Origin of the sequence: Candidatus Methanarcanum hacksteinii, assembly GCF_964305265.1 — an archaeon.
GTDB lineage: Archaea > Thermoplasmatota > Thermoplasmata > Methanomassiliicoccales > Methanomethylophilaceae > Methanarcanum > Methanarcanum hacksteinii.
The window spans coordinates 110189-135595 of sequence record NZ_CAYATA010000002.1 but is presented as its reverse complement, the minus strand read 5'-3'; the positions used below and the strand labels follow the sequence as shown (position 1 = coordinate 135595).

Here is a 25407-nt window from a genome sequence, read left to right as displayed (position 1 = left end):
AAAAGGTCGAGATAAACATGAGTGGTTCAGGAGCGGATGAAGGAAGATCTGCCTTCATGGAGTTCACCGCATCTAGGAAACGCAGGGTCATCTTCATCGTTGTCGTAGCGTTGATGACCGCTATCGTCTCCATCGGTGTATTGGGCGTAGGGGGCGTGATCGTACCGTTCGATGATGTATTGAAGAGTTTATTTCATCCGCTCTTCCCACAATTCGTGCCCGAGGCCTCCGAGTCATACTATCCTGTGATCATCGAAGGCTATCGTGCACCCAGGGTCATAATGGGGATATTGACCGGAGCATGTCTTGCGGTGGCGGGAGCATCGATGCAGAGCATCCTGAAGAATCCGCTCGCGGATCCATTCACTTTAGGATTATCCTCTGCGGCATCATGCGGAGCGGGTATCGCCATAGCGTTCGGCCCAGCCATATTGGGGTCGACATACTACTATGGACTCACCATCTGGGGCAATTATGTCACGGTCGGATGGTTCTTCACGATAGTGATGGCATTCGGTTTCGGACTCGCCAGCACAGCGATATTGCTCTATCTTACGAAAGGGAGTGCTGTCAGTAAATCAACGATGATCCTCACCGGAGTGGTCATCGGATATCTCTTCTCTGCGGTCCTCTCATATCTGAAATACGTGTCCGAGGAATCCACTCTGAAGGATATCACGAATTGGCTTCTCGGAGGCATGTGGGGCTCGACATGGAGCTCTGTGATCCTCGTCCTGCCTATCGCGATATTGGGCATGATATTGTTGGAATCATACGCATTCGAGTTGAACACATTGTCATGCGGAGACGACGTGGCGAAGAATCTCGGTGTGGATGTCAGGAGACTGAGGGTCAAGATCCTTGTGATCTGTGCATTGATCACGTCATCCTGTATGGCGTTCACAGGGATCATCGGTTTCATCGGTCTGATGTCCCCGCACATAGTGAGGATGCTCATCGGCAATGACAATCGTTATCTGATACCTGCTTCAGCTTTCTTGGGCGCACTGATCCTGGTGAGCTGTGATGCGGTCGCAAGATACATCGTAAGGCCGGATGACCTTCCCGTGGGTATCATAATGTATGTCCTCGGAGGGATATTCTTCGTATTCTTGATCAAGAAGATGAGGGGAGGGTACGAGATATGAGGATGTCCGTACGCAATCTGGTCCAAGGATATGGCAGCAAGACCATACTCGACGACATATCCTTTGACGTGGATACAGGAGAGGTCTTGGCGTTGTTGGGACCGAACGGTTCCGGTAAATCGACGTTGATCAAGACCATATGCAACATCATGGAGCCAAGGTCTGGACAGATCCTGATAGATGAGACACCTATCGAGGATATCGACATAACCGATCTCGCCAAGATCGTATCGTATGTCCCTCAATCCACGGCAGCCGCCACATACACCACGGTCATGGACACCGTATTGTTGGGAAGGAAACCGTACGTCACATGGTCGTACAGGCAGAAGGATATCGATTATGCCCTGGATGCGATGAAGGCCATGCGCATCATAGGATATTCATCTCGCGATGTCTCCGACCTCTCCGGAGGACAGAGGCAGAGGGTGTTCTTGGCGCGTTCCCTCGCTCAATGCCCATCTTTCTTCATATTCGATGAGCCGACAAGCGCATTGGATCTGAAGCATCAGATGAACACGATGATAAAGATGAGGGAAGTGGTCCACGACAAAGGCGCAGGCATGGTCATCGCTTTGCATGACATCAATTTGGCCATGAACTATTCAGACAAGGTTCTGATGTTGAAGAACGGGAAGATATTCGCATACGGGACACCGGATGAGACGATAACGGAGGAGAACATCCGTGCGGTCTACGGAGTCGAATCCCGTATAATGGAGGCTGAGGGCAGGAGATTCATATTGCCCATGTCGCCAGATAATTTTGAGGATGATTGAATGAAAGAGAGGTTGAGCTATCCATTCACGGCCATCGTAGGCCAGGATGAGATGAAGGATGCATTATTGTTGAACACGGTGAACCCGTCTATAGGTGGGGTTCTGATCCGTGGTGAGAAGGGTACAGCAAAATCCACTGCAGTGCGTGCATTGGCGGATCTGTTGCCCGATAGGCGCGTGGTCAAAGGATGTCCATGCGGTTGCGCATGGAACGCATATGACACCGCATGTCCTGATTGTAAGGTCAGATTCGATGAGGGTACGGCCACAGAGGACATAGTGCCGATGGCAGTCGTCGAATTGCCATTGAATTCCACAGAGGATCGTGTGGCAGGCACACTGGATATCGAACGTGCAATAACCGCAGGTGAGAAGAGGTTCGAACCAGGGATATTGGCGAAGGCCAATGGTAACATCCTGTATGTGGATGAGATAAACCTTCTTGACGATCATATCGTCGATCTGTTGCTCGATGCAGCCGCCATGGGGATGAACTACATCGAGAGGGAAGGCGTGTCGTATCGTCACCCGTCTAGATTTATCTTGATAGGTACGATGAATCCTGAGGAAGGGGACCTGAGACCTCAACTGTTGGATAGGTTCGGATTGATGGTAGACATCAAGGGAGAACAGGATCCCAAGAAGAGATCTGAGATCATAAGCAGAAGACTGAGGTTCGAACGCGATCCGGAATCATTCGTCAGCGAATATGCCGATTCCAATGCGGAATTACGTGAGACCATACTTTCTGCACGTGACGTGGTCAGGGACATCGTACCTGATGACCGTACATTGGAGATGGCCGTCAGACTATCATTGCATCTCGGTGTGGATGGTCACAGGGCGGATCTCACTCTCGTCAAGACAGCATGTGCACATGCGGCCATGGATGGCCGCGATACCGTCACACCAGAGGATGTGGTCGCAGTATCGAAATTGGTCCTTCCTCATCGTATGAGGAAGAATCCGTTCCAGGATTCCACATTGGACATCGGGGGTCTGGAGAATTGGATGAGGGACACATTGGCAAGCCTGTGAGTGTTTGCCTGCCGATAACGGCGATGGAAGGCATGGAGGAGGCAAGGGATGCATTATCCGTGCTCCTCTGTTCTCCCGATGTGCATTCCCTGTTGATACGCGGTCCGTCAGGCACAGGGAAGAGCGTAGCTGCCAGATCGATATCCAGATTATCGGACATGGGAGTGATCGAGATACCGCAGAACATCACTCGCGAACAACTGTTCGGTTCGATAGATATCGAGACTGCCATGAGGACAGGTAGAAGGGTCGTTTCTGAATCCGTATTGGGACGTGCCGATGGCAAGATATTGGTAGTTGATAACGCGAATCTGTTGCCGGAGGATATCCTACAATCAATCGTGAATGCTGTATCGGACGGTATGGTGATGGCAGAGGTCGATGGGGTATCTGTGAATTCAGCCTTGGATGCGAAGCTGATATGCACAATGGATCCGAATGAAGGCGAACTTAGCGACCACATATTGGATCGGTTCGACATGTGCGTCATCACGAGTACCGAAGAGGATACGGTGCGTAGGAAGAATGTAGTACGCATGAATCTCGCGTATGAATCGGATCCTGATGGTTTCATCGAGAGTATGTCCGAATCAGAGAACAAACTGAGGGAAAGGATCGAAAGCGCAACACCAGAAACAGTCGATGTAACTGACAGTCTCATGTCCACGATCGCAGAGGTCTGTTCAAACATGTATGTGGAGGGACACAGAGGAGATATGTCCGTATTGAACGTCTCATGTGCCTTATCATCACTGAATGGGAAGGATTTCGTCGGACAGGATGAGTTGAAGGAGGCTGTTTCCCTTTGTCTTCAGCACAGGAGGCGTGAACCGCCTGATGAGGAGGATTCTCCACCACCCGAACAGAGTCCTGAACAGGAAGAGAGTGATGATGAGCAATCCCCTGAGGTGGAAGGTTCCGATGCACATTCCACCGAAGGCGAGGGACAGAACGCGGATGGGGATGATGGAGATGGCGACGGGGAGTCGCATGATGGTGGACAAGGAGAGAAGGTGTTCGCCATCGGCGAGAGTTTCGATGTACGCGATTTCGTACCGCCTGAGGACCGTTTCAATAAGAACAGGAGATCGGGTAAGAGGGATCTCTCCAGGTCAACAGATTCATCTGGGCGTATGATCGGTAACCGTATACCTGTGGGGATGACGAAGGATATCGCATTATGTGCAACTATACGTGCCGCAGCACCGTATCAGACCATCAGGGAACATAAGGGCCTTGCGATAGCCCTGAGGAAGGAGGACCTTCGTGAGAAGGTACGCATAAGGAAGAAGGGAACCAGATTGCTGTTCGTAGTGGATGGTTCCGGTTCCGTTGGAGCGCATGATCGCATGGTGTCGGTCAAAGGTGCTATTTTGTCAATGTTGGATGATGCATACAGGCGCAGGGACGAGGTCGGTCTCGTCGTGTTCAGAGGAGATAGGGCAGAGACCGTGCTTCCGATGACACGTTCCGTCCTCACGGCATACAAATGCCTACAGGACGTACCTACAGGCGGACGCACACCATTGATCGAAGGGCTCAAGCAAGGATATTCGATACTCAGCCGCGAGGCGGACATGGGTTATGAGCCAGTCATGGTGATATTGACTGATGGGAGAGGGAATTCAAACTCAGAGGGAAGGAAGCCGACCAAAGAGGAGTTCAATCATATGGCCGAGACTCTCAGGGACAGCGGGATACGCATGATCATCATCGATACGGAGACGGGTTACGTCAGATTCGGTAAGGCGACCGAGCTCTCGAATGCTATCGGTGCGCAGTACATGAGATTGGAGGAATTGAATGCAGAGCATCTCTCCGAGTCGATAAGGACTGCGATGAAACTTTTTGAATGAATCATTTTTAGAAGGATTATGTGAGGATATGGGTAGAAAGAAGATATTTGTGATGTTGTGGGCCAGCCACGTCCCCATTCTGAATCGTATAAAGGACGATCTGAATGTGGAATTGGACATAGCTACGGATGGTGGCCTGGATAGTCAATCGGATGTGGAGATGATCGTGGATAGGATGCGTTCCGCGGATGCCACGATATTGTACAGACATAACACGGACTTCATGGACAGGGTCGATGAGGCCATGGCCAAATACAGGAGCGAATGCAAGATAATCTCCTTGGCGAACGATCCCTCCATGTGGGGGTTGACGACCGTCGACCATGCCGATGCCGTTCAGTGCTTCATGTACATGCAGGCTAGCGGCGATGAGAATTTCCGCAGACTGTTCGATTTCATCGATAAGAGGATATTGGGTTCGGAAGGCGAACCGCTTCCGCCATTGGACATACCGTATGAGGCTGTGGTGGATATCGATGACAGTGAGATCACATACCTTACGACGAAGGAGTATCTCGAAGCTAAGCATATCGACACTTCCGGCAGATTCGTAGGGATCATAGCTTCGCGCCCATCGTATATGGCGGATGGACTCTGTGTCGAGAGGGCATTGGCCAAGGAGTTACGCAGCCTAGGTGTCACTCCGATTCTGATCTACTGCATGTTCTCCAAACGCAGCGATCTTGGCACAAGGAGCCATATCGAGTGCATAAAGGATTTCTTCTATCTGGACGGGGAGATGTTGGTGGATGCCATGGTCAAATTCTCCACTGCATTCATCCGTAACAGCAAGTATGACAATGAACCCGATCCGGATGATAACATATTGGCGGAGATGAACATCCCTGTCTACGCCCCGATAATCATGAACAGGATGTCGGTGGAGGAATGGGAGGCATCCAATGGTCTTACAAGCGATATCGTATGGCAGGTATCATTCCCCGAGTTCGAGGGATTGATAGGCCCGTATGTCATAGCTTCCGATATCGGATTTGTACGTAATGACGATCTGAAGGGAAGGACAGTCATACCTGAGAGGTGCAGACGCGTAGCGGAGAGGATATCCAACGATATCTCTCTGAGATACAAACCGAATTCAGAGAAGAAGATCCTGATATTCCTGAACAATTTCCCATGCTATGGTGTCGAGGCCAACGTGGGCAATGCAGCGGGATTGGATACGCTGGAGTCCGTAGCGGACATAATGAAGAGATTGAAGGCCGACGGATATACAGTGGAACCTCCCGAGGATGGGAAGGAACTGATCGACCTGATATTGAAGAACAAGGCGCTGTCCGAATTCAGATGGACCACCACAATAGAGATGAAGAAATGCGGTGGCGTCATCCATGAGATGGATGTCGATGAATATCAGAGATATTTCGATACCTTGACCAAGAAGGCACGCGACGATATAGTGAACACATGGGGAGAACCGCCTGGGAAGGCAATGGTCCTCGATGATAAGATACAGATCACAGGCGTGAATTTCGGTAATGTGATGGTAGTGGTACAACCTAAGAGAGGTTGTTTCGGAGCAAAATGCGATGGACAGGCATGCAAGATATTGCACGACCCCGCATGTCCTCCGACGCACCAATACATCGCGACATACCACTATTATGAGCATATCTGGGGAGCTGACGTCGTCATCCATACAGGGACACACGGTAGTATGGAGTGGACTCCAGGAAAGGGAGTCGGACTCACAGAGAGCTGTTACCCTGACATCTGCATGAGCAACAAGCCTCATCTTTACATCTACAACTCAGACAATCCCTCTGAAGGTCTTGTCGCCAAGCGCAGATCATACGCGACACTCATAGACCATATGCAACACCTCATGGTCGGGGTCAACCTGTACGGAGGGTATGAGGAGTTGGATCATCTTCTGGATGAATATGGTTCGGCAGCCAACGACCCTACGCATTCTGAGGAACTCAGGAAATTGATATTGAAGAAGGTGTCCGAGATCAAGATGGATGATCTTGGAATAGGCGAGGATACGCCATTGAAGGAATGTGTCCGCAGATGCCACGAGGAACTCTCCAAATTGAAGAACTCTCAGATGAACAAGGGGATGCACATCTTCGGAAGGATGCCGTCTGGAAATGATCTCGTGGACGGTGTGAATTCAATCGTCCGTTACGGCGAGGAACATGATTCGCTCAGGGATGTGATATCGGATATGATGGGGTACGACCTCTCGATACTGTACAAGGATCAAGGCGAATTGGATCCGAAGTCAGGTAAATCCTACGGTTCACTGATCAATGAGATCGGCAAGGTGACAAGGACATTCGTCGGATCGATAATCGAAGGGAAGGATGTTGCCACATCGATAGAGGATGCAGGTCTGACATTCACAGAATCTGTGAGATCGGATCTGGAGAAATACAGGGATATGATCCTGGATGTGGCCGATCGCATAACATCCTCGGATGAGGTCGGTTCATTGATGAACGGTATAGGTGGAGGATTCATAGAACCCGGACCATCCGGATACATCACGCGCGGAAGATACGACATAATGCCTACAGGACGCAATTTCTACTCCATGGATCCGTACTCGGTCCCCACAAGATCGGCATGGAATGTCGGGGTGAAGATGGCTGACAGCACCATACAGAAATACATCGACGATACGGGATCGATCCCGGAGAGCATTGGTTTCTTCTGGACGATGGGAGAACTGATCGCCACCGGCGGGGAGCTCATGTCCGAACTGTTCTACCTGATCGGTGTGAAGCCCGTATGGAGGTCGGATGGCAGGGTGATGGATTTCGAGATAATGTCGTTGGAGGAACTCGGAAGGCCGCGTATCGATGTGACGATAAACGTCTCATGCATCCTTCGCGACAACATGCTCAATGCGATAGATCTGATGGATCGTGCGATATCATCCGTCGCAACATTGGACGAGCCCGATGACATGAACTTTGTGAGGAAGCATACGATGGAATCCATATCCGAAGGTATGTCGACCACGGATGCCGTCGCACGTATGTTCGGTGCACCTCCGGGCACATACACATCAGGCGTAAATCTCGCAGTATTCGCAAGTGCATGGAAGGATGACAAGGATCTTGCGGACGTATATGTCAAGACCAAGGGACATGGTTACGGAGGAGGAAGGAACGGAAAACCGATGTACGAGCAATTCGCCACCGTGCTCTCAAAGACCGATGTCACATTCGATAGGACGACATCCGATGAGACGGATCTCCTGTCATGCAGCTGTCATTTCAGTAATATCGGTGGAATGGCCGTGGCGACAAGATATCTCTCAGGCAAGGATGTCAAGACATACTATGCCGATACGCGTGATCCGAGGGATATGACCGTAGGTACATTGGCAGAGGAATTCCGCCGTTCGATGCGCACGAAGACCTTCAACCCAGAATGGATAGAGGCGATGAAACAGCATGGATACAAAGGCGCGAACGACATGTCCAAACGCATCGTCAGATTGTTCGGTTGGCAGGCTACTACACACGAGGTCGATGATTGGCTGTTCGATGAGGTCGTCAATGTATTCGTCAACGATGACGAGATGCGCGAGTTCTTCGAGAAGAACAACCCATATGCATTCGAGGAGATGACACGTCGTCTTCTGGAGGCGCATTCGAGAGGCCTTTGGGACGCTGACGAGGAATCGTTGAAGTCATTGCAGGAGCACTATCTCGATATCGAATCGATGTTGGAGGATGCTGCTGGGGACGGCGAATTCCAAGGAGGGAGCGTGGACATATACAGTCAGAAGGATGTTGGCTGGGATGACCATGGTGTCTCCAACATGACGGATTCCATAAGGAAACGCAAAACAGAGAAGAGGTGAGGTTCCACCTCCCTCTCTTATTTTTTGAGATGATATCCTTCGATCATAGTATCTTGTGACATCATCGATGAGTGATAAAAAGCGGGATAACCCGCCCTCCCGGGATCCGGGAGGGAAGTCGTTTGTTAGAAAGCTTACTTCGCCCTTCTGCCGTTGGCTCTGATCGAAGGCCTGACCTTCTCAGCACCCTTTCCTTTCACGCGCATTCCACGGCCCTTCTGTCCAGCAGAGGTCTTACCGCGGTAGACACGTCCTTTCTGGGTGTTGTAACAGATCCAATTGATCTTGGGGTCTGCCTGGATGACGGGGTGTGCGGGGTCAACGAGAATGATCTCGTACCACTCGTACTGTCCGTCTGCACCGACCCAGTATGAGTTGAGAACCTCAAGGTTGGGGAATCTCTTCTGAGCCCTCTCCTCAGCGATCCTCTGCATACTCTTTCCGACAGTGATCTGAAGGATACCCTTTCTCTTGGCTCTCCTTCCTGCTTTGATCTTCCTCTTTCCGAAAGATCCTTTTCTGACCCTTCCCCTTACGAGGACGTAACCCTGTTTGGCCTTGTATCCGACGTTCCTGGCCTTGTCGAGTCTTGTCGGTTTGTCGATACGAACGAAGTTCTCCTCTCTTCTCCATGCGATACGGCGCTCTTTGTTGAGCTCCTTAAGGTATGATTCTGAGGGATTCTTCCATGCGTCTGCGATGTAGGAGTACATGCTCTTACCTTTCACAGACCTTACTTCCTGTGTTGTCTCTTCGGACATTTCAATCACCTGTTCGGATTCGCCCGTTAGGGTACATTTCCGTCGCAATCAAACTTGCGCAGATGGTCGTTAGGCATGATGGTATATAAATTGATGCTGTTCAGAAGAAGTCCGATAGTTTGGTATTCTTGGCTTTCGGAGCAGGTGCCTTCTTCTCAGGTTGCGCTTTCTTCTGAGGTTTGATACTCCTTTCGAAGGATTGGTCGAAGAGAGTGGATTGTTGCGAGCCCATCATTATGTCCTTCTCGCTCCATCCGAACACCTCTGTTATCCTGGATGCGGTCTGTGCGATCCTCTCCGCATAGTATCTGTAATCGGGTTTGGCGGTGAATTCCATTCCGCTGACGTATGGTTCCACCTTCTGGGGTGTGGTCTTGGAATCGGTGACGATCCATGATACCTTCATGCCGGGTATGAAGTCGTATCCCATGGCGATGAGTTTCTTGGCCGCCTGTACATTCGCCATCCTATCGGGATTCTCGTATGCATCGAGCCCCTTGCAACCTTTGGATATCACGAGTTTCTCCACAGGTACGTTTTCTGCGAGAAGATCGCGTATGGTGTTCCTGGTGAGTGTCAAAGCCATCTCATCGTTCTCTTCGAGGATGTAATCGAATAGTTTCATCAACAATTCCGATTGAAGATCGAATGAATCGGAACGTCTCACCTCATAACCTCTCACAAGAAGCTCTTTTTCAACCTTCGGATAGATGATCTTCCCCACATACCTCTTCTTCTTGCCATGTGTGAACAACGGTTCTAGGATCTTTTCGAATTCAAGCGTACCTCCATCCTTCGAGAATCTTTCCGCCATCCTGTTTCCGAATGCTACTGCCCCGTCGAGATTATGTTCCGGGGATTGCATGAACACGGAATCGGTATCAGAATAGATGACATCCACACCTTCGGATTTCACCTCGCTTATGATCCCTTTCACGGTCTGTCTCGCGAATGCTGTGATGGATGATCCTATGTTCTTATCGGTGAATCTGTAGAATGATGATGCGAACACTCCGTAGAATGTGTTCATGAGTACCTTGACAGCGGCTTGAAGACCGTCGAGATAATGATATTCATCCTTGTCGGATGTGGATTTCATCCTCTTCTTGATGTCATCCCTCTGTTTCATCAGTTCTTCGAGGATCGTTGGCAACAACCCTACGCGTTTATCCTTGGAGAGATAACGTGTGGTGCCGTCAGGGCTGACGATCTCACCATCGGATGACAATGTCGTGAAGCATATGTTCTTAGCGATGATCAATGAGGGATACATGGATTTGAAGTCCAGGACGCAGACCCAATGGTAGAGGCCCGGATTCATCGTATGCACATATCCTCCCTCTATCTGATCCGTCCTTGTCATCTTGCCTGTCATCGGGACGCCGATCTTATTGCGATCGGCTCTCCTTATCAGAAGAGAATCGGCCAAGGTGGATGTGCCTGATGTGAGAACATCCTCTACAGGTAACAATGATACTGCAGCAAGGTCCAATCCTTTCCTGATGGTCCCTACATATAGAAGGATCTTGAGTGCCAATTCTGCATCCTTGAAACAGTACTCGATCACTTTCTTGCTGTTCTTCACCCATTCCTCATCCATGTGCATGGGATTCACATCGAGTTTGGATTCCCCGAAGAGTTGCATCGATACTGCATTAAGCGTCTCCTGTTTCGGTCTGAGTTCCCTTCTGACGGCCCACCATGCATCGACAATGAGTCTGCCTTTGACCTTCCAGAACTTCTCTGAGAATCTCTTGGGCTGACCGTAGTCCCTTCCCCATCTTATCTTGGATTCAGCCTTGACGATCTTGGCACGTTCCATTATCTTGCTGATATCGTAGTTGTCGATGTTGTATCCCGTTATGACATCAGGGTCCTCTTTCAGGATGATCTCACTGAACCTCTCTATGATCTCGGTCTCTGTACCTGTCGCTGAATCGCAGTTGCGGATCTCACCGTTCTCATACACGCACGAGCATATCGTGAGTAGGAAATCGTGCAGGACACTGTTCTCTATGTCGAAGGAGAGGATCTTCAATCCAGGATCGAAAGAGTCTATGTTCTCGAAGGAATCCATCTTCACGATAAGATCCGTGGCATAATCCTTCTTTATTATCTCCCCTTTCACACGTATGCAGGAATGCATGTCCATGTCGTAGATGAATCTGTCAGGATAGCTTATGTCCGCTGCAAGGAGGTGGAATCTTCCTCTGAGCCTGTTCCTGAATTCGGACATCAGCCATGGGTACCTTATGGTGACCTTCAGGACATCCGTCTGTTCGCCTCTGTAGAGTAACTTATCATTCTCGGCGGAGATGACATTCTCATCCTTCAGGAGGTTCTCTGAAAGGTCATCACTTGGATTTATGGCGAAGAAATAGGTGTGGAATCCAGGATACAGGATGGTTATGGACTTCTGTTCTCTCGTCTTACCGAAGAGCTCTATCGTTACGTCGTCCTCGTTCCTGCAGTATGATGCGCTCAGTATCCTGACATCCCATTCGCCCATGTCACACCTCATTTGTTGGCAACTATCCTTATAACATCGCCGTCAAGCAATTCATAATCAGCTCCGACGGTACGTTTGGTCTTGGCATTCACAGCACGTATGAACTTCTCTCCGAGGTCTGTATGCACCTTGTATGCGAGGTCCCTTGCAGTGGAGCCTCTTGGAAGGAGATATGCATCAGGGAGGACACGTCCGAAATGATCCGTATACTTGTTCTCATCCTCTACAGGGTAGACGGTGATGAGGTCCAGCATGTCGAATGCCGCTTTCTCGAGACAGGTCTGCACGCCCGTTCCCCCATACTTCTCGATGTTCTCCTTCATGTATTCGAGAGCCTTCTTCTGAGGTTCGTTCAATGAGATGTGCGTGTTGATAGTGAACGTACTGTCTCCAGGTACGTATTCCACCACGCCCTTCTCAGCAGCCTTCTTGAGGGCAAGTTCCGTCTCGGCCATGGTCACGACATTCATGTCATTGATCTTCTGGATGAGCTCTATGTTGCCTTCGGGCGCTATGTCTGCCTTATTCATGGCGACGATCATGGGTTTTCCGTACTCCCTGACCTTCTTCGCTATCTGGAGCATTATCTCGTCATCCCATTTGGTAGGGTCGTTCGGGGGGTTGATGTCCATCAATGCCCTCTTGACCTGGGATTCCGTTATCTTCAGACCTGCCAATCTCTCATAGATCAACGCCTCGGGTTTCGCACCAGTCATCTTCGCTGTGCGTGCCATCTTGTTGAATCCATCCTTGAGGATCTCCCTGATCCACATATCGATCTCATTCTTGAGGAATTCGACATCCTCGCGCGGGTCGTGATCTCCAGGTTTTCCAGGGACTCCCTCTATGTTCGTGGAACCGCTGACATCGATGACATTGATGAGAGCATCCGCTTGTCTGAGGTCATCTAAGAACTGATTGCCGAGTCCCTTCCCCTGCCATGCATCAGGTACGAGTCCTGCGACATCCAACAATTCCACGGGGATCATCCTTGTGCCGTCGACGCATCCTGAGTTGTGTGGCGTACATTTGACACCGAGTTCCTTACAGGGACATTTCGATCTGACGTATCCTACGCCTTTGTTGGCCGCTATGGTCGTGAATGGATAATTCGCTATCTCAACCGGCGCCATCGTAGCCGCGCCGAAGAATGTTGACTTGCCTACATTCGGTTTCCCGACAATACCTATCTGCATGAAATCATTGGGTATATGCTCCCCTGAGATTATAGTTTATCTCCAATCTGAAAAGATGTCAGGGGTGCATGTATTCGAACACACGGTCAGATAGTTCGCCGATCTGTTCTGGAGTGAGTCTCTCGATCCTCTCGTCAAGGTATGGGATGTCCGCATCGTTCGGTATCATCTTTGCGGATTTGAGTGAGGTGCCGATCTTCTTCCTTCTATGGTTGAATGCTACTTCGGTCACTTTGAAGAATGTTCTTTCATCCTTCACTTTGAACGGGGATTCCCTCGGAGTTATCTCGACCAAGGCAGAATCGACCTTGGGTTTGGGTTTGAATCTTGATGCGGGTACCGTTTCGAGTATGCGGCAATCCGCCCTGTAGTAGAGGTTCACGGTCAGTCTTGAGTAATCATCGGTACCGACATCCGCTACCATGCGTTCTGCGAATTCCTTCTGTACCATGACGACCGCTTTCTTGAAGTCGTGATCAAGGAGTTTGAATATGACTGGTGTGGAGATGCTGTATGGGAGATTGCTGACGAAGCGGTCGAAAGGCGGGAAATCCACCTTCATCGCATCCCCTCTGATGAGTTTCACTCTATCGGAGTAGGTGTCTTCGATATAATCTGCCAATATGTCATCCAATTCTATGCATGTGACATCATCAGCCTTCTCTACCAATATCTTCGTCAATATGCCTAGGCCTGGGCCGACCTCAAGTACTCTGTCATCTTTGGAGATATCGGCAAAATCCACATGTCTCTGTGCGACACGCTCATCCGTCAAGAAATTCTGACCTTTACTCTTCTTCGGGACGATGCCCGTCTGAGATATGAGTTGGGTCGTCTCTTCTCTGTTCATCTTTGGATGAAGAGGTAGTGCCTTCTGTCGCGGTCCGATATCTCAAGTACGATCCTGTCAACGATGAGTTTTGCGGGATCTTTGAGAACAGGGACCCTTGCCTTCAGGTCCTCGAAGTCCTTGAATGGACCTGCCTTACGTGCAGTGAGAATCTCGGTCACGGTCTTCTTTCCAAGTCCGGGAAGTTCTTCGAGAAGGTGTTTCTTTATGGAGATAGGTCCTGCATCGTTGTAGAATTTGATGTATTTATCAGGATTCGCGAGAACGATGTCCTTGACAACGTACTCTATCTCCGATACTGCTGTTGCAGTGAGATCCTCATATCCTACGCGTCTCTTGACGTGATCGATGTGGTTCCTGAGCTTGGGGTCCTTGCCAATGTAGACCCTCTCGTCGATAGATATGGTCACACCTGCTTTCGGTACAAGTTCGAAGAGTTTGAATTCCTCCTCGCCCATCGCGTAACACAGACCATCCCTTTTCGAAGGGTTAAGTCCTGGTGCTAAATAATCAAGTATGTATGCGTATTCTTCCATGGTATCCCTCGGGTATTCACAGGTATTCTGCTACGATGTCCAGTATCTTCTGGATGTCATCGGACTCAAGGTTTATCCTTTCTTTGGAGAATATGGCGCGCACATCCTCAGGATACTTAGGAAGGATATCTGCGATCTTATATGAGGTCACTTCGTTCACGAATTCAAGCTCGCTGACCCTCTTGACGATCTCGTCAGCCTGCTCCTTCGTGATCTTCGCGATGGTCTGAGCGTGTGTCATTGCAGCTTTCTGAATCGTGCTAAGATCCCCTCTCTTGTCCAATTCTTCCGTAAGAAGGTCTCTGACTTCTGCTAAGGTTACATATTGCTCAGACATCTCATCGCCTCAGTTCTTTACAAGGTGTTCAGGACGTGCAACGACCATCTTGGTCTTGTTTCCTGATTTAACACTTACTTCGTATGCTGAGCCCCTCTGTCCGACGACGACTCCTGTGAGTCCGTGGAACCTGGAGAACGGCATTCCCTTGTGTACACTAGGGTCGATTATGATGTTGACTTTCTCTCCAGTCTCGAATGTCTGGAATCCTTTCGTGATTGGTGAGAGTCCGCGTGCCCTCGGCTTCTTCTGGAGAAGCATACGGGTCTTTGTCCTTAATCCTCTGGATGCTTGCATTTGAATCCCTCATTGATCGTTAATCGCTATTACGTCCAATTCCTCGACCTTGCATTGGATGCCCAATGCGTCCGAGAAGTTCGGCTGCGTCCTTCCTTCGTCACCGGACACGAACTCCTTGACATATGTCCCGGATTCCGTTTCGAGCGTGAGTTCGAAGGTATCGTCGCCGATATTGTCTGCCTTTACCCAAAGGATCGTTCTGTTCCTCACAAGGTCTGCACGTCTGTGCTCGACACGTTGCGGGGTCCTTTGGTCCAAGCATATATTCTTGAACGATGAGGCCGAGTTAATTACTGCTTCTTTATTAACTTTGCTCTCGGCTTTTACTTTTACCCTATATGTCTTGGTGGGAGTGGCCATCTTAACTCTCTGCACCTCTTCCCTCGGTACGAAGCGGAGATAGTGGTACTGGGCCAATTCTGACCTGTTGGCCCTTGCTTCGAGCTCATCGAGGTCTATGTCGCGTATGCGCGGTTCACTCAATTCCAGCACGAACGGCCTTCCCTCGCCGAGACAGAGTGCGTCTATATCCTCCCTGCCCATGCCGTGGAAGAAGTGCTCCTTCCCGCCGCTCATCTCCAATGCTATGTTGCCGATCTCCTCTTGGACAGATGTCTGGTACATCTTCCCTGTACCGTTGCATCTTGGACATCCTTTACCATGGCATACCCTGCACGGCCAAACCGTCTGCGGTATCTCCCTGCTGAGTTTGTTGTAACGTCCGTATATGAATACAGGCGAGATATCCAATGATACCTCTGCGAAACGTGTATCGATGCATGCGACGACCTGCGGTGCCTTGAACTCGACAGGACGATGTATCATGGGTAGTGCCAGTTTTCCGATCTCTCTGTTGAGTTCAGTCTTTATGCTCTCGCAGTCCTTGAGTTCAAATTCCTCTATGATCTCCTTCTCCTTCTTGAGCGATGACGGATCCACTCTGCTGCCGACGAGGAAGTTGTCCGATTCCACGGAATTGATACTCTCCGCGACAGCATCTGCGAAACGGCCCATCAGATCGAAGACATCGTCACATAACGGGCATGGGGATTGCACATTGCCTTCACGACCGTTCTCTCTCAAAGCATCACGTATCTTCGCACCTCTGACATCGTTCGTCATACCGGTGCTGATCTTGCCGAACATCCTTCCGAGACATCTGTCGCATATGCCTTTCTCGGCGACCTGTGCAGCTTTCTCTAGAAGTTCCTCTGTGATCCACTCTTCCATGACCTCACCTCACAGATCGAATCCCATCTCTGCGATCCTGAGCCTGGGCCTCTGACTTTCAAGGTAATGGTATACGGTGGCATGTTCGCTGCCATTCAATATGAGCTCGACAGCATGTTTCGCTACTGGGAGGCTTATGGAGTTCCCTATGAGCGCTACGGTGTTGCCGTATATGGTGACGTAGCAGCCCGTGAGATCCTCTATTATCTGTCTGGTCTTACCCCCAGTACCGATCAATCTCCCTCTGATCCTGGAGATCTGGTTGTTCCTTCCTCCAACGAATTCTTTGAGATCCACGACTTCAAGATATTCATCATCATCGAAGAGTCTCATCGCTCTGTCTGGGGCGAAGCCTCTTCCTATGGCTTTGATCACATCTATGATCTTCAGGGCCATCAACGGGTCTGCGGTCTCCACCTCATCGTGTATTATGACTTCCCCCTCAGTATCGACATCGATGTTGATGCCGGAGATGTTCTGAATCATCTTCTTCGTCTCGCCTTTGGTACCGATGATGGTTCCTACCCTATCTTGCGGTATTCTTATGGATCTCATTGTTTCTCACTTCCATTCATTGTCTTTTCGAGTATCTCTTCGGGATCTATGATATCTGCGCCCTTGTTCTTGAAGAATCTGTTGATGTTGTTGATATCCCTCATGAGGAAGTCCTTAGCGTTGAAATGATCCGATGTGAGGGCTTGTCCGCAATCTATCAGGACGGGTTTGTCCTTCCACATCAGGATGTTGTATTCGCTGAGGTCTCCGTGGATCAGATGTGCCTTCTTGTATCCGTCAACGATGAATGATATGCATTCCTTGTACGTCATGTTCGGTCTCTTCAGTTCCGCATCCTTAAGTTGCGGTGCAGGACCGTTCTTATCTCCGATGTATTCCATCAGAAGACAGTTCTTCTCGAATTCGATCGGCTCGGGTACGCGGATCCCGTTGACATGGTACCTTTGGAGATTCTTGAACTCCTTGTTGGTCCATGCGTAGATGAGTTTCCTCCTGTTGCCACAGAGCCCTTTGAATCTTGGGTCGCCCTCTATGTATTTCGATACACGTTTGAAGGTCGAAGTGGATGTCCTGAAGATCTTCAGTGCGAACGGCTGGTCATCCTCATCGGTGACATAGAACACATTGCCTTCTTTTCCGGTGGATATGGTGTAGTGCACGGAATCGACGTAACCCGCTGTCATGAAGTCATAGATGACCAACAGTGTCTGTTTGTCGAATACTTCTGCATCCGTCTGTCTTTCGTCACCGGTCTTATTGGTCTTAAGATCGTCAACGTGACGTTCTAAATGAGCATATATCTCATCATATGACGGCAAATGATCACACCGTTATCAGAATATGTCAAGATTCTTCGGAACTTTGCCCCTCTTACTGAGGTTAACGGCTTGTGTTTTTGTGTAACGGAATCTGACATCACATTTGTCAGGTTGGAAATCCCATATCGATATGATGAGGAGATCTCCTTCTCTGATCCACATCCTCTTCTTGATCTTACCAGGGATCCTTCCTACTCTGGACGTTCCGTCCTCGCACATGACCCTTATTTTGGATGCTCCGAGCAGCTGATCAGCTATACCGAACATCTCTCCTTCCTTGATGTTAGGAAGACGTACACGCGTTACATCCTCATCAGGACTCTCCATTGGCTCATCGGCGCTCATTTCGATAACTCCTTAATAATAAGGTTGATTAAATGCACCCTGTATATAAACATAGGGTAGGTTGTACCGATCTCAGGGTTTATGATGGGAGTTCGATCGTGATCGAGTTTCACTCAGTCGTATGATGCTAGAAGGTCATATTTCATTGTGAATAGTCGTAAAGAACGTGCAAAAAGTCCATATGCCCTATTTGCGAATGATATCAAATACTCAATTCCAAAGATCGCAGACACACTGGTTGTGACTTCAGAGTCATCTTTCTTTGAAGTTGTAATCTTTTCCACCAGCGCCTTATGAGAAACTTTTTAAATGATTTGTAGTATGCGCTCATACTCGATGCTCATGTAGTGTAGCGGCCAATCATTCGGCCCTTTCGAGGCCGACACTCGGGTTCGAATCCCGACATGAGCACTATCTTCTCTTCTGTTCTGTTCCATACAACATATGTCGAACGCATCTCTACATTGTCGTGTTAATTGCAATGTGATCCGTTGATATCTTCCAGTACTCTGTCCCGTACATCGGATCTTGGACACGTGTTCAGGATGTGATGTTTCACTCAGAGATGGGATCATGTGTGTTGGTATGATTTGGATCGTGTCGAAGGACGGCGTCATAGATGGGTGACCGTATCTGTATAAGACTCACTGATGGTGATCGTACATCGCCCCTGTTCTACGGACATTGGTGCGGTATCAGTGCATTGAAGGATATGAGCGATGCATTGCGCGATGAGAACAATGGTATGATGAATATCATGTGCAATTTCATCGTGAGGGTCATGGGTGGCAAGGTGCAACCTAGGAGTTACTATCTCTACAATTATGATGAATCCAATGCGACCATGGCGGATTGGGATAATTGGTGTTGGACCTTCGATATGGATAGAGGTCTTTGGACGACGACGTTCCCAGGATTGTCCGATAGATCAATGACTATGGATGATGTCGACGATTATGTCGCGAGGAATGGTGATGCAACGTGATCACCATCCGTATCTGAACGCGAACAGGCACCCGAAATACATATGGATGTTACGTGGCCGCGTGATACAGGCAAGGATTCCAGGCAGGATCACATGACCGCTTTTGAACGGTCTCACAGCATCATGCATGTCCTCTGGTGTCCATTCCTTGAGTCTGCGGTTGAAGTCCATGAATCTCCTGTCGGACAGTATGGTTCTGTCCCACCATCTCTGGAGTCTCTCAGGATCATCCCTGATGATCGATTCAGCAGCCTTCCTACCGGCTATCAATGCCGCTTTGAGTCCTCCGTAACATACTGGATTGGCCATGGCAGCGGCATCCCCTATCAGAAAGGCATGTCCTTTGACTATCCTTCCGACACCGCCGACAGGGATCTTCCTGGATCCTCTGAATATGTATTCGTCCTCTGAATGCTCTCCTTTCATTCCGCCGGTGCCGGTCATATCGCCATGCGGGAATTCCCATGAGTATGATCCGCTCCCGTTATCGGAGAGTCTTATGATCAATTCATCATCGGGTTGTCTGTCCACAGTGAACTCTGTGGCTGAGCATGATGATACGGGTTCACTTCCGAAGATATCCTTCCTGACGATGGATGAAGCTCCATCTGCTCCGATCACCCAATCGAACATCCCGACGTCACCATCGAGAGAATGTACCGAGAATCCTCCATCGATCATACATATGGAGTCTACGCTCTCATGTATGAATCTCACATCATCTCCACAATCGGATCTTAGGTGCGATAGGAATGTCGGGCGGTCGAGGATGTATCCTGGTGTCCTCATCCTGATCTCGGTGCCATCAGGCCATATGAGCTTGGTGTGTTCGAATTCATTCAGGATCCCTTTCGGTTCCATTGGAGATAGGGTCTTGAACGTGGATCTGCTGATCCCTCCTCCGCATATCCTGTGATATCTATCATATTGATCATTGCCGAGACGTTCCGCCACGGTCACGTCAAAACCATGGCCTGACAGGAAGAATGCTGCAGATAGGCCAGCAGGTCCGCTGCCTACGATCAGTACCTTCTGTTGCATTCCTCTACCTTCTTCCGGTATGCCTCGCTCTCTGCCACGATATCATCGACGTTATGGCGATCCACCCTTTTGACGTTCGGGAGTTTCTTGGGGAATCTGCGCAACATCTCGTTCATGAGATTCCTATCGGCGCATGGGCGTTCCTCGAGCCCCTTCCTATCCCAATTATCGATCATCTCGAACACGGATTCTATCCCTTTATCATAGAATTCCGTGACAAGTACGGTGTTCACGATGGCATCATTGCACATGACGGCGACATTACAGTTGCGTACGGCATATTCGCATCCGTTGAATGATATGGCTAATCCAGAACTGTCGTGAACGAGATCCATCGCGATATGATCGGTCATCGAACTTCCGATGTATGCTGTGGAGTCGAACTCGATGGATGTGTTGCGTCTGATCTCTAACGCAGAATACGATTTCTCGCGTGTGCCGATGGACAGTACATCTCTAAAATCCTCATAGATCTTCATCTTCGGGATCTCATCGAGGAATATCTCATCCAACCTGTTGACTATCGTCGCATCCTCATCCGATAGTATCTCTCCTTCTTCGAAGGTGTACTTCGTCTTCGGTACGCGAAGAGTGGATATCGAATTGGCGAAATCCCTCAATGCTCTGCATTCCTGTCTGTCGGAATCCTCGGAGTCGAACTCCACCTTCGTACAACTGATATTGGATGAAGGGAAACCCGTGATATCGCACAGGGCCATGGCCTGGTGTTCGAGTATGCCTGTGTTGATGAACGTAGGCATCAGCGAATTGAGATACATCAGACAACTGTCCGCATATGGTATCAATGTGAGATTCTTCTTCGCCTCTGAATAGGCAGCGAAATCGGTTAGACCGAACGCTTTCAGGAACGGAATCATCATCTTCACGGCGGTACCGTACTTCTCATCATCCCTTCCGAGTGCATTGGTCGTGATATCGAAGTATCTGGAGACGACGTCATGGAATTGGTCCCCGTTGCGTATGACGTATTTGCATAGGTCCCTGACGGAATCGTTGGATGTCAGTACGCCGCTACAGCTCATGAACAGTTGTGTTTCATTCCTGAGTCCGATCTCCTCTGACGGGTTGTATTCCATCTGACTCATCCCTCTATGTTCTTGTCGACCTGTTCACTTAGGTCGAACGGCCCTTCGAGACGGGTATCGCCTTTGTAGAGATTCTTCTCCTTGATGTGGACATTCCCGTCAGCGAATTGTCTGATGGTCTCCACTATCAATGGTAATTCGCGTTTCGCTCCATCCTCTCTGATCTTCTTGAAGAGAGGGAGTTCGATACCGATGTCGTCGATGATATCATCCAATGATCTATCCTTGAGTCTCTCATCGAGATCGGCCCAGAGTTCGTCATAACCCTTTCCGCGTATAGGGAATCTGCAGTATGTGAGCGCGGTGCCCCTGTCCCATTCCGGAGTGACTATATGCATCATAGCACCCTGTTCATCGGCACCCTCCCTTATCAGCTGCCAGATCACCTCTTGCCATGTTCCTTTCGGACCGGTAGGGAGTGCGGGATGCAGATTCATGAAATCATATTGCTCACAGGTCTCATCATCTATCCACAGCATATATCCGGCAAGGATTCCTAGGTCGAATCCGAGGTCCTGTATCCTCTTCCTTATCTCGATACCGTAGAGTCTCCTCCATTCCGATGGATCGGAATCCCACAGGTCGGGTCTGAACGTCTTCCATGATAATGTGATCAGCGGGATCCCATATCCTTCGACCATGTCGAAGAACATCTGTCTTTGATCCTTCTTCGGATTGGGTTCCTCGGTGTTGTCCCAATTACAGAATACGAATGAGAATTCAACATCGAGCGTACCATCATCCTTCCTTTCCATGACCTCACGCAGAAGATTGCGTGAACCGGGACCTCTTCCTGTTGAGAACCAACCGAGTTTAAGCATAGAAGGACGTATGCATCACCATTTATTAGGTATTCTCATACATCGAAGATGACCGTGACCGATGGTTCCTCTCTGTTGACTTCCATCATATGGTATGTCACAGCTTTGATCTCCGATCTGGCGTGATGCTTCTTGAGATCCAACGGTTCTCCGCGAGCGATGCATGATACGGAATCTCCCTTGAATTCGACATGGAACGAGTCGAATACGATGTTCTCGCAATCCATGATGAACAACAGTTCAGAGAGGAATGCGTAGAGTCTGTCGCAATCATCGCTCTCCCTAATCTCTATGGTACGTTCAACGACATCATCGATCCTCTTCACATCCACTATCTGATCGAACATGGCATAGGCAGCATTCTCGAAGCATTCCTCGAGGGTGGAACCGTTGCATTTGACCATGACATCCGCAGTGTGTTCGAGTCTCTGATATCTTTCAGACATACCGATCGGTCAGAGGGTATGTCCTGGTCCTTTATCATGTTGTCCGCATAGATGATTCTGGAATCTTGTCGCGAGATCGCGATTCTTAGGGCATCTTTATCTATTCATCATGCGAGTGATGTATCATGTATAGCTATACGATCAATCTGAGCGATGGGCTCATAGATATAGAGCATAGCTTCTGTTTCTGCGGCCCGATGGGGATACCGAAACACACGATGGCCGAGAATGTGATTGACGCATTGACCAATGTCTTCAATTCAGCGGTCGTGGAATGCACATATGATATCTCTGGGGAATGGATCGAGATCGTCGAGAACGAGACCGGTTCCGTGTACAGGCACATGATCACCAAGATCCAGGATTTCGATAGATTCCTCGGCGAGTTCGAATACAACGGGATCGAGATGATCGGTATCAAGGCGGATTTCGGCGAGTTGGATGACATTCCAACGGCATCAGGTATCTATGTGGCGAGGGCCGAATATCGTGATGATCCCCATATCTGGGGGCAGATGGAGAATCTCATCACCGATATCATGCCGTTGTACTACATATGCGGGACGATCGAGGAGTCATCCACCATGTAGGTGCATCTCTGATCATACGGGATCGTGTTGTTTAAAGAAAATCATATAAACAATGCAATGGAATAGACGGGCTATGCGCATCACAATCGTAGGTTGCGGGACAATAGGCTGTAAATTGGCCAGAGCAGCCGATAAGATGGATGAGGTCAAGAGGATCTACCTCATCGACATAGTGAAGGAGAAGGCAGAGCGTTTAGCTTCGCAATTGAACAAGGCGATCGTCGTGGAATCCGTTGAGGATGAATTATACCACTGCGATCTTGTGATAGAGGCGGCTAGACAGGACGCAGCGAGAGAGATACTCCTGAAGACAGCGTCACGCGGTGTGGACATAATGGTCACATCGGTCGGTGCACTCGTGGGAGATGATTTCAGAGAGATGATCTTCGAGAAGGCGAAGAGTTGCGACGCACGCATATTCATACCATCAGGAGCATTGTTCGGTACGGATGGACTGAGGGCGGCATCCAACGATGAGCTCGCACAGGTCAGCTTGGAATTCACAGCAGGAAAGGGTTCGCTCGCGCATGTCGAGTATCTCGAGAGCAATGGCGTGGATGTCAATAAGATCGACAAGCCGACAGAGATGTTCCGTGGGACCGCAAGGGATGCAGTGAAGCTCTTCCCTCGCAACGTCAACATCGCAGCCACCGTCGCCATTCTTGGAGTGGGTTTCGATAAGACAGAGGTCAGTATCGTATTCGATCCTGCTGCCGACACCAACACATACGTCCTGACGGTAGAGGGAAGGTTCGGAAAGGCTGTGAGCAAGACATCCAATGTCTATGCGCCTGATTCACCGAGTACATCCAATCTCTCATCATTATCCGCGATAGCGGCACTGAAAAGGATCGTAAGGAACGAGTGGGCAGGAATCTGATCAGACGTTCTGATATCATGAGCAGGGTCGAGAGGCTCATCGCCAATTCTGACGATGATGTGGACGTGATAGCCATAATGAATGGAGGGGAACCATTCCTGGACTCCACATTCTGGTACATCACTGAACAGTGTTCCGGTTGTTTCGAGGGTGCGATGGCATTCGTCAGCAGGGACGGCAGATTGGATGTCGTGGTCAGTCAGTTGGAGGCAGAGATCGCAAAAGGCGGAAAGGGTGATGTGCACGTCTATGCGACAGCCGAGGAACGCAATGATTACGTCAAGGATATACTGAAAGGTTGCAAGAAGGTAGGGATCAATTCCGATGCCGCTCTGTATTCCATGGTCAATTATTTCAAAAGGATGAATGATGGAATAGAGGTTGTAGATTCCCTTCCAGCCATCAACGCCACAGTGAATGTCAAGGAGAGGTCTGAGATAGATACGATCTCCAAAGCGTGCGATATCTCATCCAAGGTTGCATCCAAACTTCCGGAGATGATATTTGAAGGAGTATCCGAAGCCGAGGTCGCTTCGGAGATGGATGTGATGATGAGAAGATTGGGGGGTACGGGCAACGCATTCGATACCATCGCTGCATTCGGACCGTATTCTGCTGAACCTCACCACACTCCGTGCGATTATCGTTTGAAGAGAGGGGATGCCGCACTCTTCGATTTCGGTTCAAGATTCGGAAGATATTGTTCCGATCTCACAAGGACGATATTCTTGGGCGAACCGGTGGAGAAGCTGAAGCGCGCATATGAGATCGTTCTCAACGCACAGGAAGCTGGTATAGAGAGAATACGTCCTGGAGCGAAGGCATCCGAAGTCGATGCCGCAGCAAGGGAATTGATAGATTCCACTGAATTCAAAGGCCTCTTCATACACTCATTCGGCCATGGCATAGGGATGGATGTCCACCAGAACATCCATGTATCCCCAAGATCAGAGCATGTGCTTGAAGAAGGCAATGTGATCTCTGCCGAACCAGGGATATACATCCCCGGTGTCGGCGGTATAAGGATAGAGGATACGATCCTGGTGACTAAGGACGGATGCCGCAGACTCACGTCATACGACCATTCGTTCACTGTAGTCTAATTTCTCTGTTCTATCGTGATGCGTTGTCTGTCGCCTGCATCCTCCATCGAGGAGCAGTCGCCATCGATCCTCCCTATCTTTATGACAGGATATTTCGACACGGGTCTCCCATCATCCCCGCTCAACGGGGTGGGACCGAAGAACAGACATAACGCATGTGCTCTGGGCCAATATGCGATATCTCCTGCATCCAGAACGGTCACTTCCTCTCCTGATATGCCTATATCCGTCAGAGGGAATTCGAAATAGATCTCGCTGCCGAGCATGTTGGTGGTGGCGTGGAACGGTAATGACAGCCATATCGCATCCGATAGAGCGGAATCATCCAATGTGCCTGTGAACGAATCGTTCCTGGTCCTGATGACTATCTGTTTCATC

Annotated in this window: 25 protein-coding genes and 1 tRNA gene; 10 read left to right on the top strand and 16 right to left on the bottom strand. The window is 49.5% G+C overall.

Going from position 1 to position 25407, the window contains the following annotated elements; translation table 11 throughout:
* Positions 1-17: 17 nt before the first annotated feature.
* Genes ACI2NF_RS01540 through ACI2NF_RS01520 form a run of 5 tightly spaced genes read left to right on the top strand, consistent with a single transcriptional unit; the run spans position 18 to position 8659 of the window.
* A complete protein-coding gene (locus tag ACI2NF_RS01540) occupies positions 18-1148 on the top strand; it encodes a FecCD family ABC transporter permease (RefSeq protein ID WP_400148553.1) in 1131 nt (376 codons plus the stop codon).
* On the top strand, positions 1145-1927 hold the full coding sequence (locus tag ACI2NF_RS01535; protein ID WP_400148551.1) for an ABC transporter ATP-binding protein: 783 nt from the start codon (positions 1145-1147) through the stop codon (positions 1925-1927). The genes ACI2NF_RS01540 and ACI2NF_RS01535 overlap by 4 nt, the downstream gene beginning before the upstream one ends.
* Positions 1928-2965: an ATP-binding protein gene (locus ACI2NF_RS01530; RefSeq protein ID WP_400148549.1), complete on the top strand. Its 1038-nt coding sequence runs from the start codon at positions 1928-1930 to the stop codon at positions 2963-2965. It abuts the gene before it with no gap.
* Complete coding sequence (locus tag ACI2NF_RS01525; RefSeq protein ID WP_400196615.1) at positions 2935-4821, top strand: VWA domain-containing protein; 1887 nt, start codon at positions 2935-2937, stop codon at positions 4819-4821. The genes ACI2NF_RS01530 and ACI2NF_RS01525 overlap by 31 nt, the downstream gene beginning before the upstream one ends.
* A 28-nt stretch (positions 4822-4849) precedes the next feature.
* The gene (locus ACI2NF_RS01520; protein WP_400210777.1) at positions 4850-8659 is read left to right on the top strand and encodes a cobaltochelatase subunit CobN; all 3810 of its coding nucleotides are present in this window, start codon (positions 4850-4852) and stop codon (positions 8657-8659) included.
* Positions 8660-8793: 134 nt separating this feature from the next.
* On the opposite strand, the gene ACI2NF_RS01515 is transcribed toward ACI2NF_RS01520, so the two are convergent.
* From ACI2NF_RS01515 to eif1A, 11 genes are all read right to left on the bottom strand, one after another.
* Positions 8794-9420, bottom strand: coding sequence for a 50S ribosomal protein L15e (locus ACI2NF_RS01515; protein ID WP_177971661.1), 627 nt, complete (start codon positions 9418-9420; stop codon positions 8794-8796).
* 100 nt (positions 9421-9520) lie between these two features.
* Positions 9521-11929 carry a DNA-directed DNA polymerase gene (locus ACI2NF_RS01510; protein ID WP_400210977.1) on the bottom strand — a complete coding sequence of 803 codons (2409 nt, stop codon included), beginning with the start codon at positions 11927-11929 and terminating at the stop codon, positions 9521-9523.
* Between the two features lie 8 nt (positions 11930-11937).
* Entirely contained in the window at positions 11938-13125 is a 1188-nt protein-coding gene (locus tag ACI2NF_RS01505; protein ID WP_400151262.1) for a redox-regulated ATPase YchF, read from the bottom strand.
* A gap of 58 nt (positions 13126-13183) precedes the next feature.
* Entirely contained in the window at positions 13184-13975 is a 792-nt protein-coding gene (gene rsmA, locus ACI2NF_RS01500) for a 16S rRNA (adenine(1518)-N(6)/adenine(1519)-N(6))-dimethyltransferase RsmA (protein WP_400148538.1), read from the bottom strand.
* Complete coding sequence (locus ACI2NF_RS01495) at positions 13972-14511, bottom strand: DUF655 domain-containing protein (protein ID WP_177971910.1); 540 nt, start codon at positions 14509-14511, stop codon at positions 13972-13974. Before ACI2NF_RS01495 ends, rsmA begins: the two co-directional genes overlap by 4 nt.
* Positions 14512-14527: 16 nt before the next feature.
* Positions 14528-14848 carry an RNA polymerase Rpb4 family protein gene (locus tag ACI2NF_RS01490; RefSeq protein WP_400148536.1) on the bottom strand — a complete coding sequence of 107 codons (321 nt, stop codon included), beginning with the start codon at positions 14846-14848 and terminating at the stop codon, positions 14528-14530.
* A 9-nt stretch (positions 14849-14857) separates the two neighbouring features.
* Positions 14858-15145, bottom strand: a complete 288-nt coding sequence (locus tag ACI2NF_RS01485; protein ID WP_400148534.1) for a 50S ribosomal protein L21e — start codon at positions 15143-15145, stop codon at positions 14858-14860.
* 9 nt (positions 15146-15154) lie between these two features.
* Positions 15155-16378, bottom strand: a complete 1224-nt coding sequence (locus ACI2NF_RS01480) for a tRNA pseudouridine(54/55) synthase Pus10 (RefSeq protein ID WP_400148532.1) — start codon at positions 16376-16378, stop codon at positions 15155-15157.
* A 9-nt stretch (positions 16379-16387) separates the two neighbouring features.
* The gene (locus ACI2NF_RS01475; protein ID WP_177971906.1) at positions 16388-16933 is read right to left on the bottom strand and encodes a KH domain-containing protein; all 546 of its coding nucleotides are present in this window, start codon (positions 16931-16933) and stop codon (positions 16388-16390) included.
* Positions 16930-17712 (bottom strand): serine protein kinase RIO, encoded by a 783-nt coding sequence (locus ACI2NF_RS01470; RefSeq protein ID WP_400201835.1) that lies wholly within the window; start codon positions 17710-17712, stop codon positions 16930-16932. The genes ACI2NF_RS01475 and ACI2NF_RS01470 overlap by 4 nt, the downstream gene beginning before the upstream one ends.
* A 15-nt stretch (positions 17713-17727) precedes the next feature.
* A complete protein-coding gene (eif1A, locus tag ACI2NF_RS01465; protein WP_177971904.1) occupies positions 17728-18057 on the bottom strand; it encodes a translation initiation factor eIF-1A in 330 nt (109 codons plus the stop codon).
* A 338-nt stretch (positions 18058-18395) separates the two neighbouring features.
* On the opposite strand from eif1A, the gene ACI2NF_RS01460 reads away from it, so the two are divergent.
* Both ACI2NF_RS01460 and ACI2NF_RS01455 read left to right on the top strand, forming a co-directional pair.
* Positions 18396-18468 (top strand) — tRNA-Glu (locus ACI2NF_RS01460).
* Positions 18469-18676: 208 nt separating this feature from the next.
* Positions 18677-19042, top strand: a complete 366-nt coding sequence (locus ACI2NF_RS01455; protein ID WP_400152418.1) for a hypothetical protein — start codon at positions 18677-18679, stop codon at positions 19040-19042.
* On the opposite strand, the gene ACI2NF_RS01450 is transcribed toward ACI2NF_RS01455, so the two are convergent.
* Genes ACI2NF_RS01450 through ACI2NF_RS01435 form a run of 4 tightly spaced genes read right to left on the bottom strand, consistent with a single transcriptional unit; the run spans position 19043 to position 22456 of the window.
* The gene (locus ACI2NF_RS01450) at positions 19043-20083 is read right to left on the bottom strand and encodes an NAD(P)/FAD-dependent oxidoreductase (protein WP_400151271.1); all 1041 of its coding nucleotides are present in this window, start codon (positions 20081-20083) and stop codon (positions 19043-19045) included.
* Positions 20065-21180, bottom strand: coding sequence for a hypothetical protein (locus tag ACI2NF_RS01445; RefSeq protein ID WP_400210976.1), 1116 nt, complete (start codon positions 21178-21180; stop codon positions 20065-20067). Before ACI2NF_RS01445 ends, ACI2NF_RS01450 begins: the two co-directional genes overlap by 19 nt.
* 5 nt (positions 21181-21185) lie before the next feature.
* On the bottom strand, positions 21186-22010 hold the full coding sequence (gene purN, locus ACI2NF_RS01440) for a phosphoribosylglycinamide formyltransferase (RefSeq protein ID WP_400201832.1): 825 nt from the start codon (positions 22008-22010) through the stop codon (positions 21186-21188).
* A gap of 35 nt (positions 22011-22045) precedes the next feature.
* Complete coding sequence (locus tag ACI2NF_RS01435; RefSeq protein WP_400149664.1) at positions 22046-22456, bottom strand: archease; 411 nt, start codon at positions 22454-22456, stop codon at positions 22046-22048.
* Between the two features lie 125 nt (positions 22457-22581).
* Here ACI2NF_RS01435 and ACI2NF_RS01430 point away from each other — a divergent pair, with 125 nt between their 5' ends.
* From ACI2NF_RS01430 to ACI2NF_RS01420, 3 genes are all read left to right on the top strand, one after another.
* Positions 22582-23046, top strand: coding sequence for a hypothetical protein (locus ACI2NF_RS01430; protein WP_400148519.1), 465 nt, complete (start codon positions 22582-22584; stop codon positions 23044-23046).
* Positions 23047-23119: 73 nt separating this feature from the next.
* A complete protein-coding gene (locus ACI2NF_RS01425; protein WP_400148518.1) occupies positions 23120-23926 on the top strand; it encodes an aspartate dehydrogenase domain-containing protein in 807 nt (268 codons plus the stop codon).
* 17 nt (positions 23927-23943) lie between these two features.
* On the top strand, positions 23944-25029 hold the full coding sequence (locus ACI2NF_RS01420; protein ID WP_400150092.1) for a M24 family metallopeptidase: 1086 nt from the start codon (positions 23944-23946) through the stop codon (positions 25027-25029).
* On the opposite strand, the gene ACI2NF_RS01415 is transcribed toward ACI2NF_RS01420, so the two are convergent.
* A complete protein-coding gene (locus tag ACI2NF_RS01415) occupies positions 25026-25406 on the bottom strand; it encodes a cyclophilin-like fold protein (RefSeq protein ID WP_400151276.1) in 381 nt (126 codons plus the stop codon). The genes ACI2NF_RS01420 and ACI2NF_RS01415 overlap by 4 nt on opposite strands.
* Between the last annotated feature and the right edge of the window lies 1 nt (position 25407).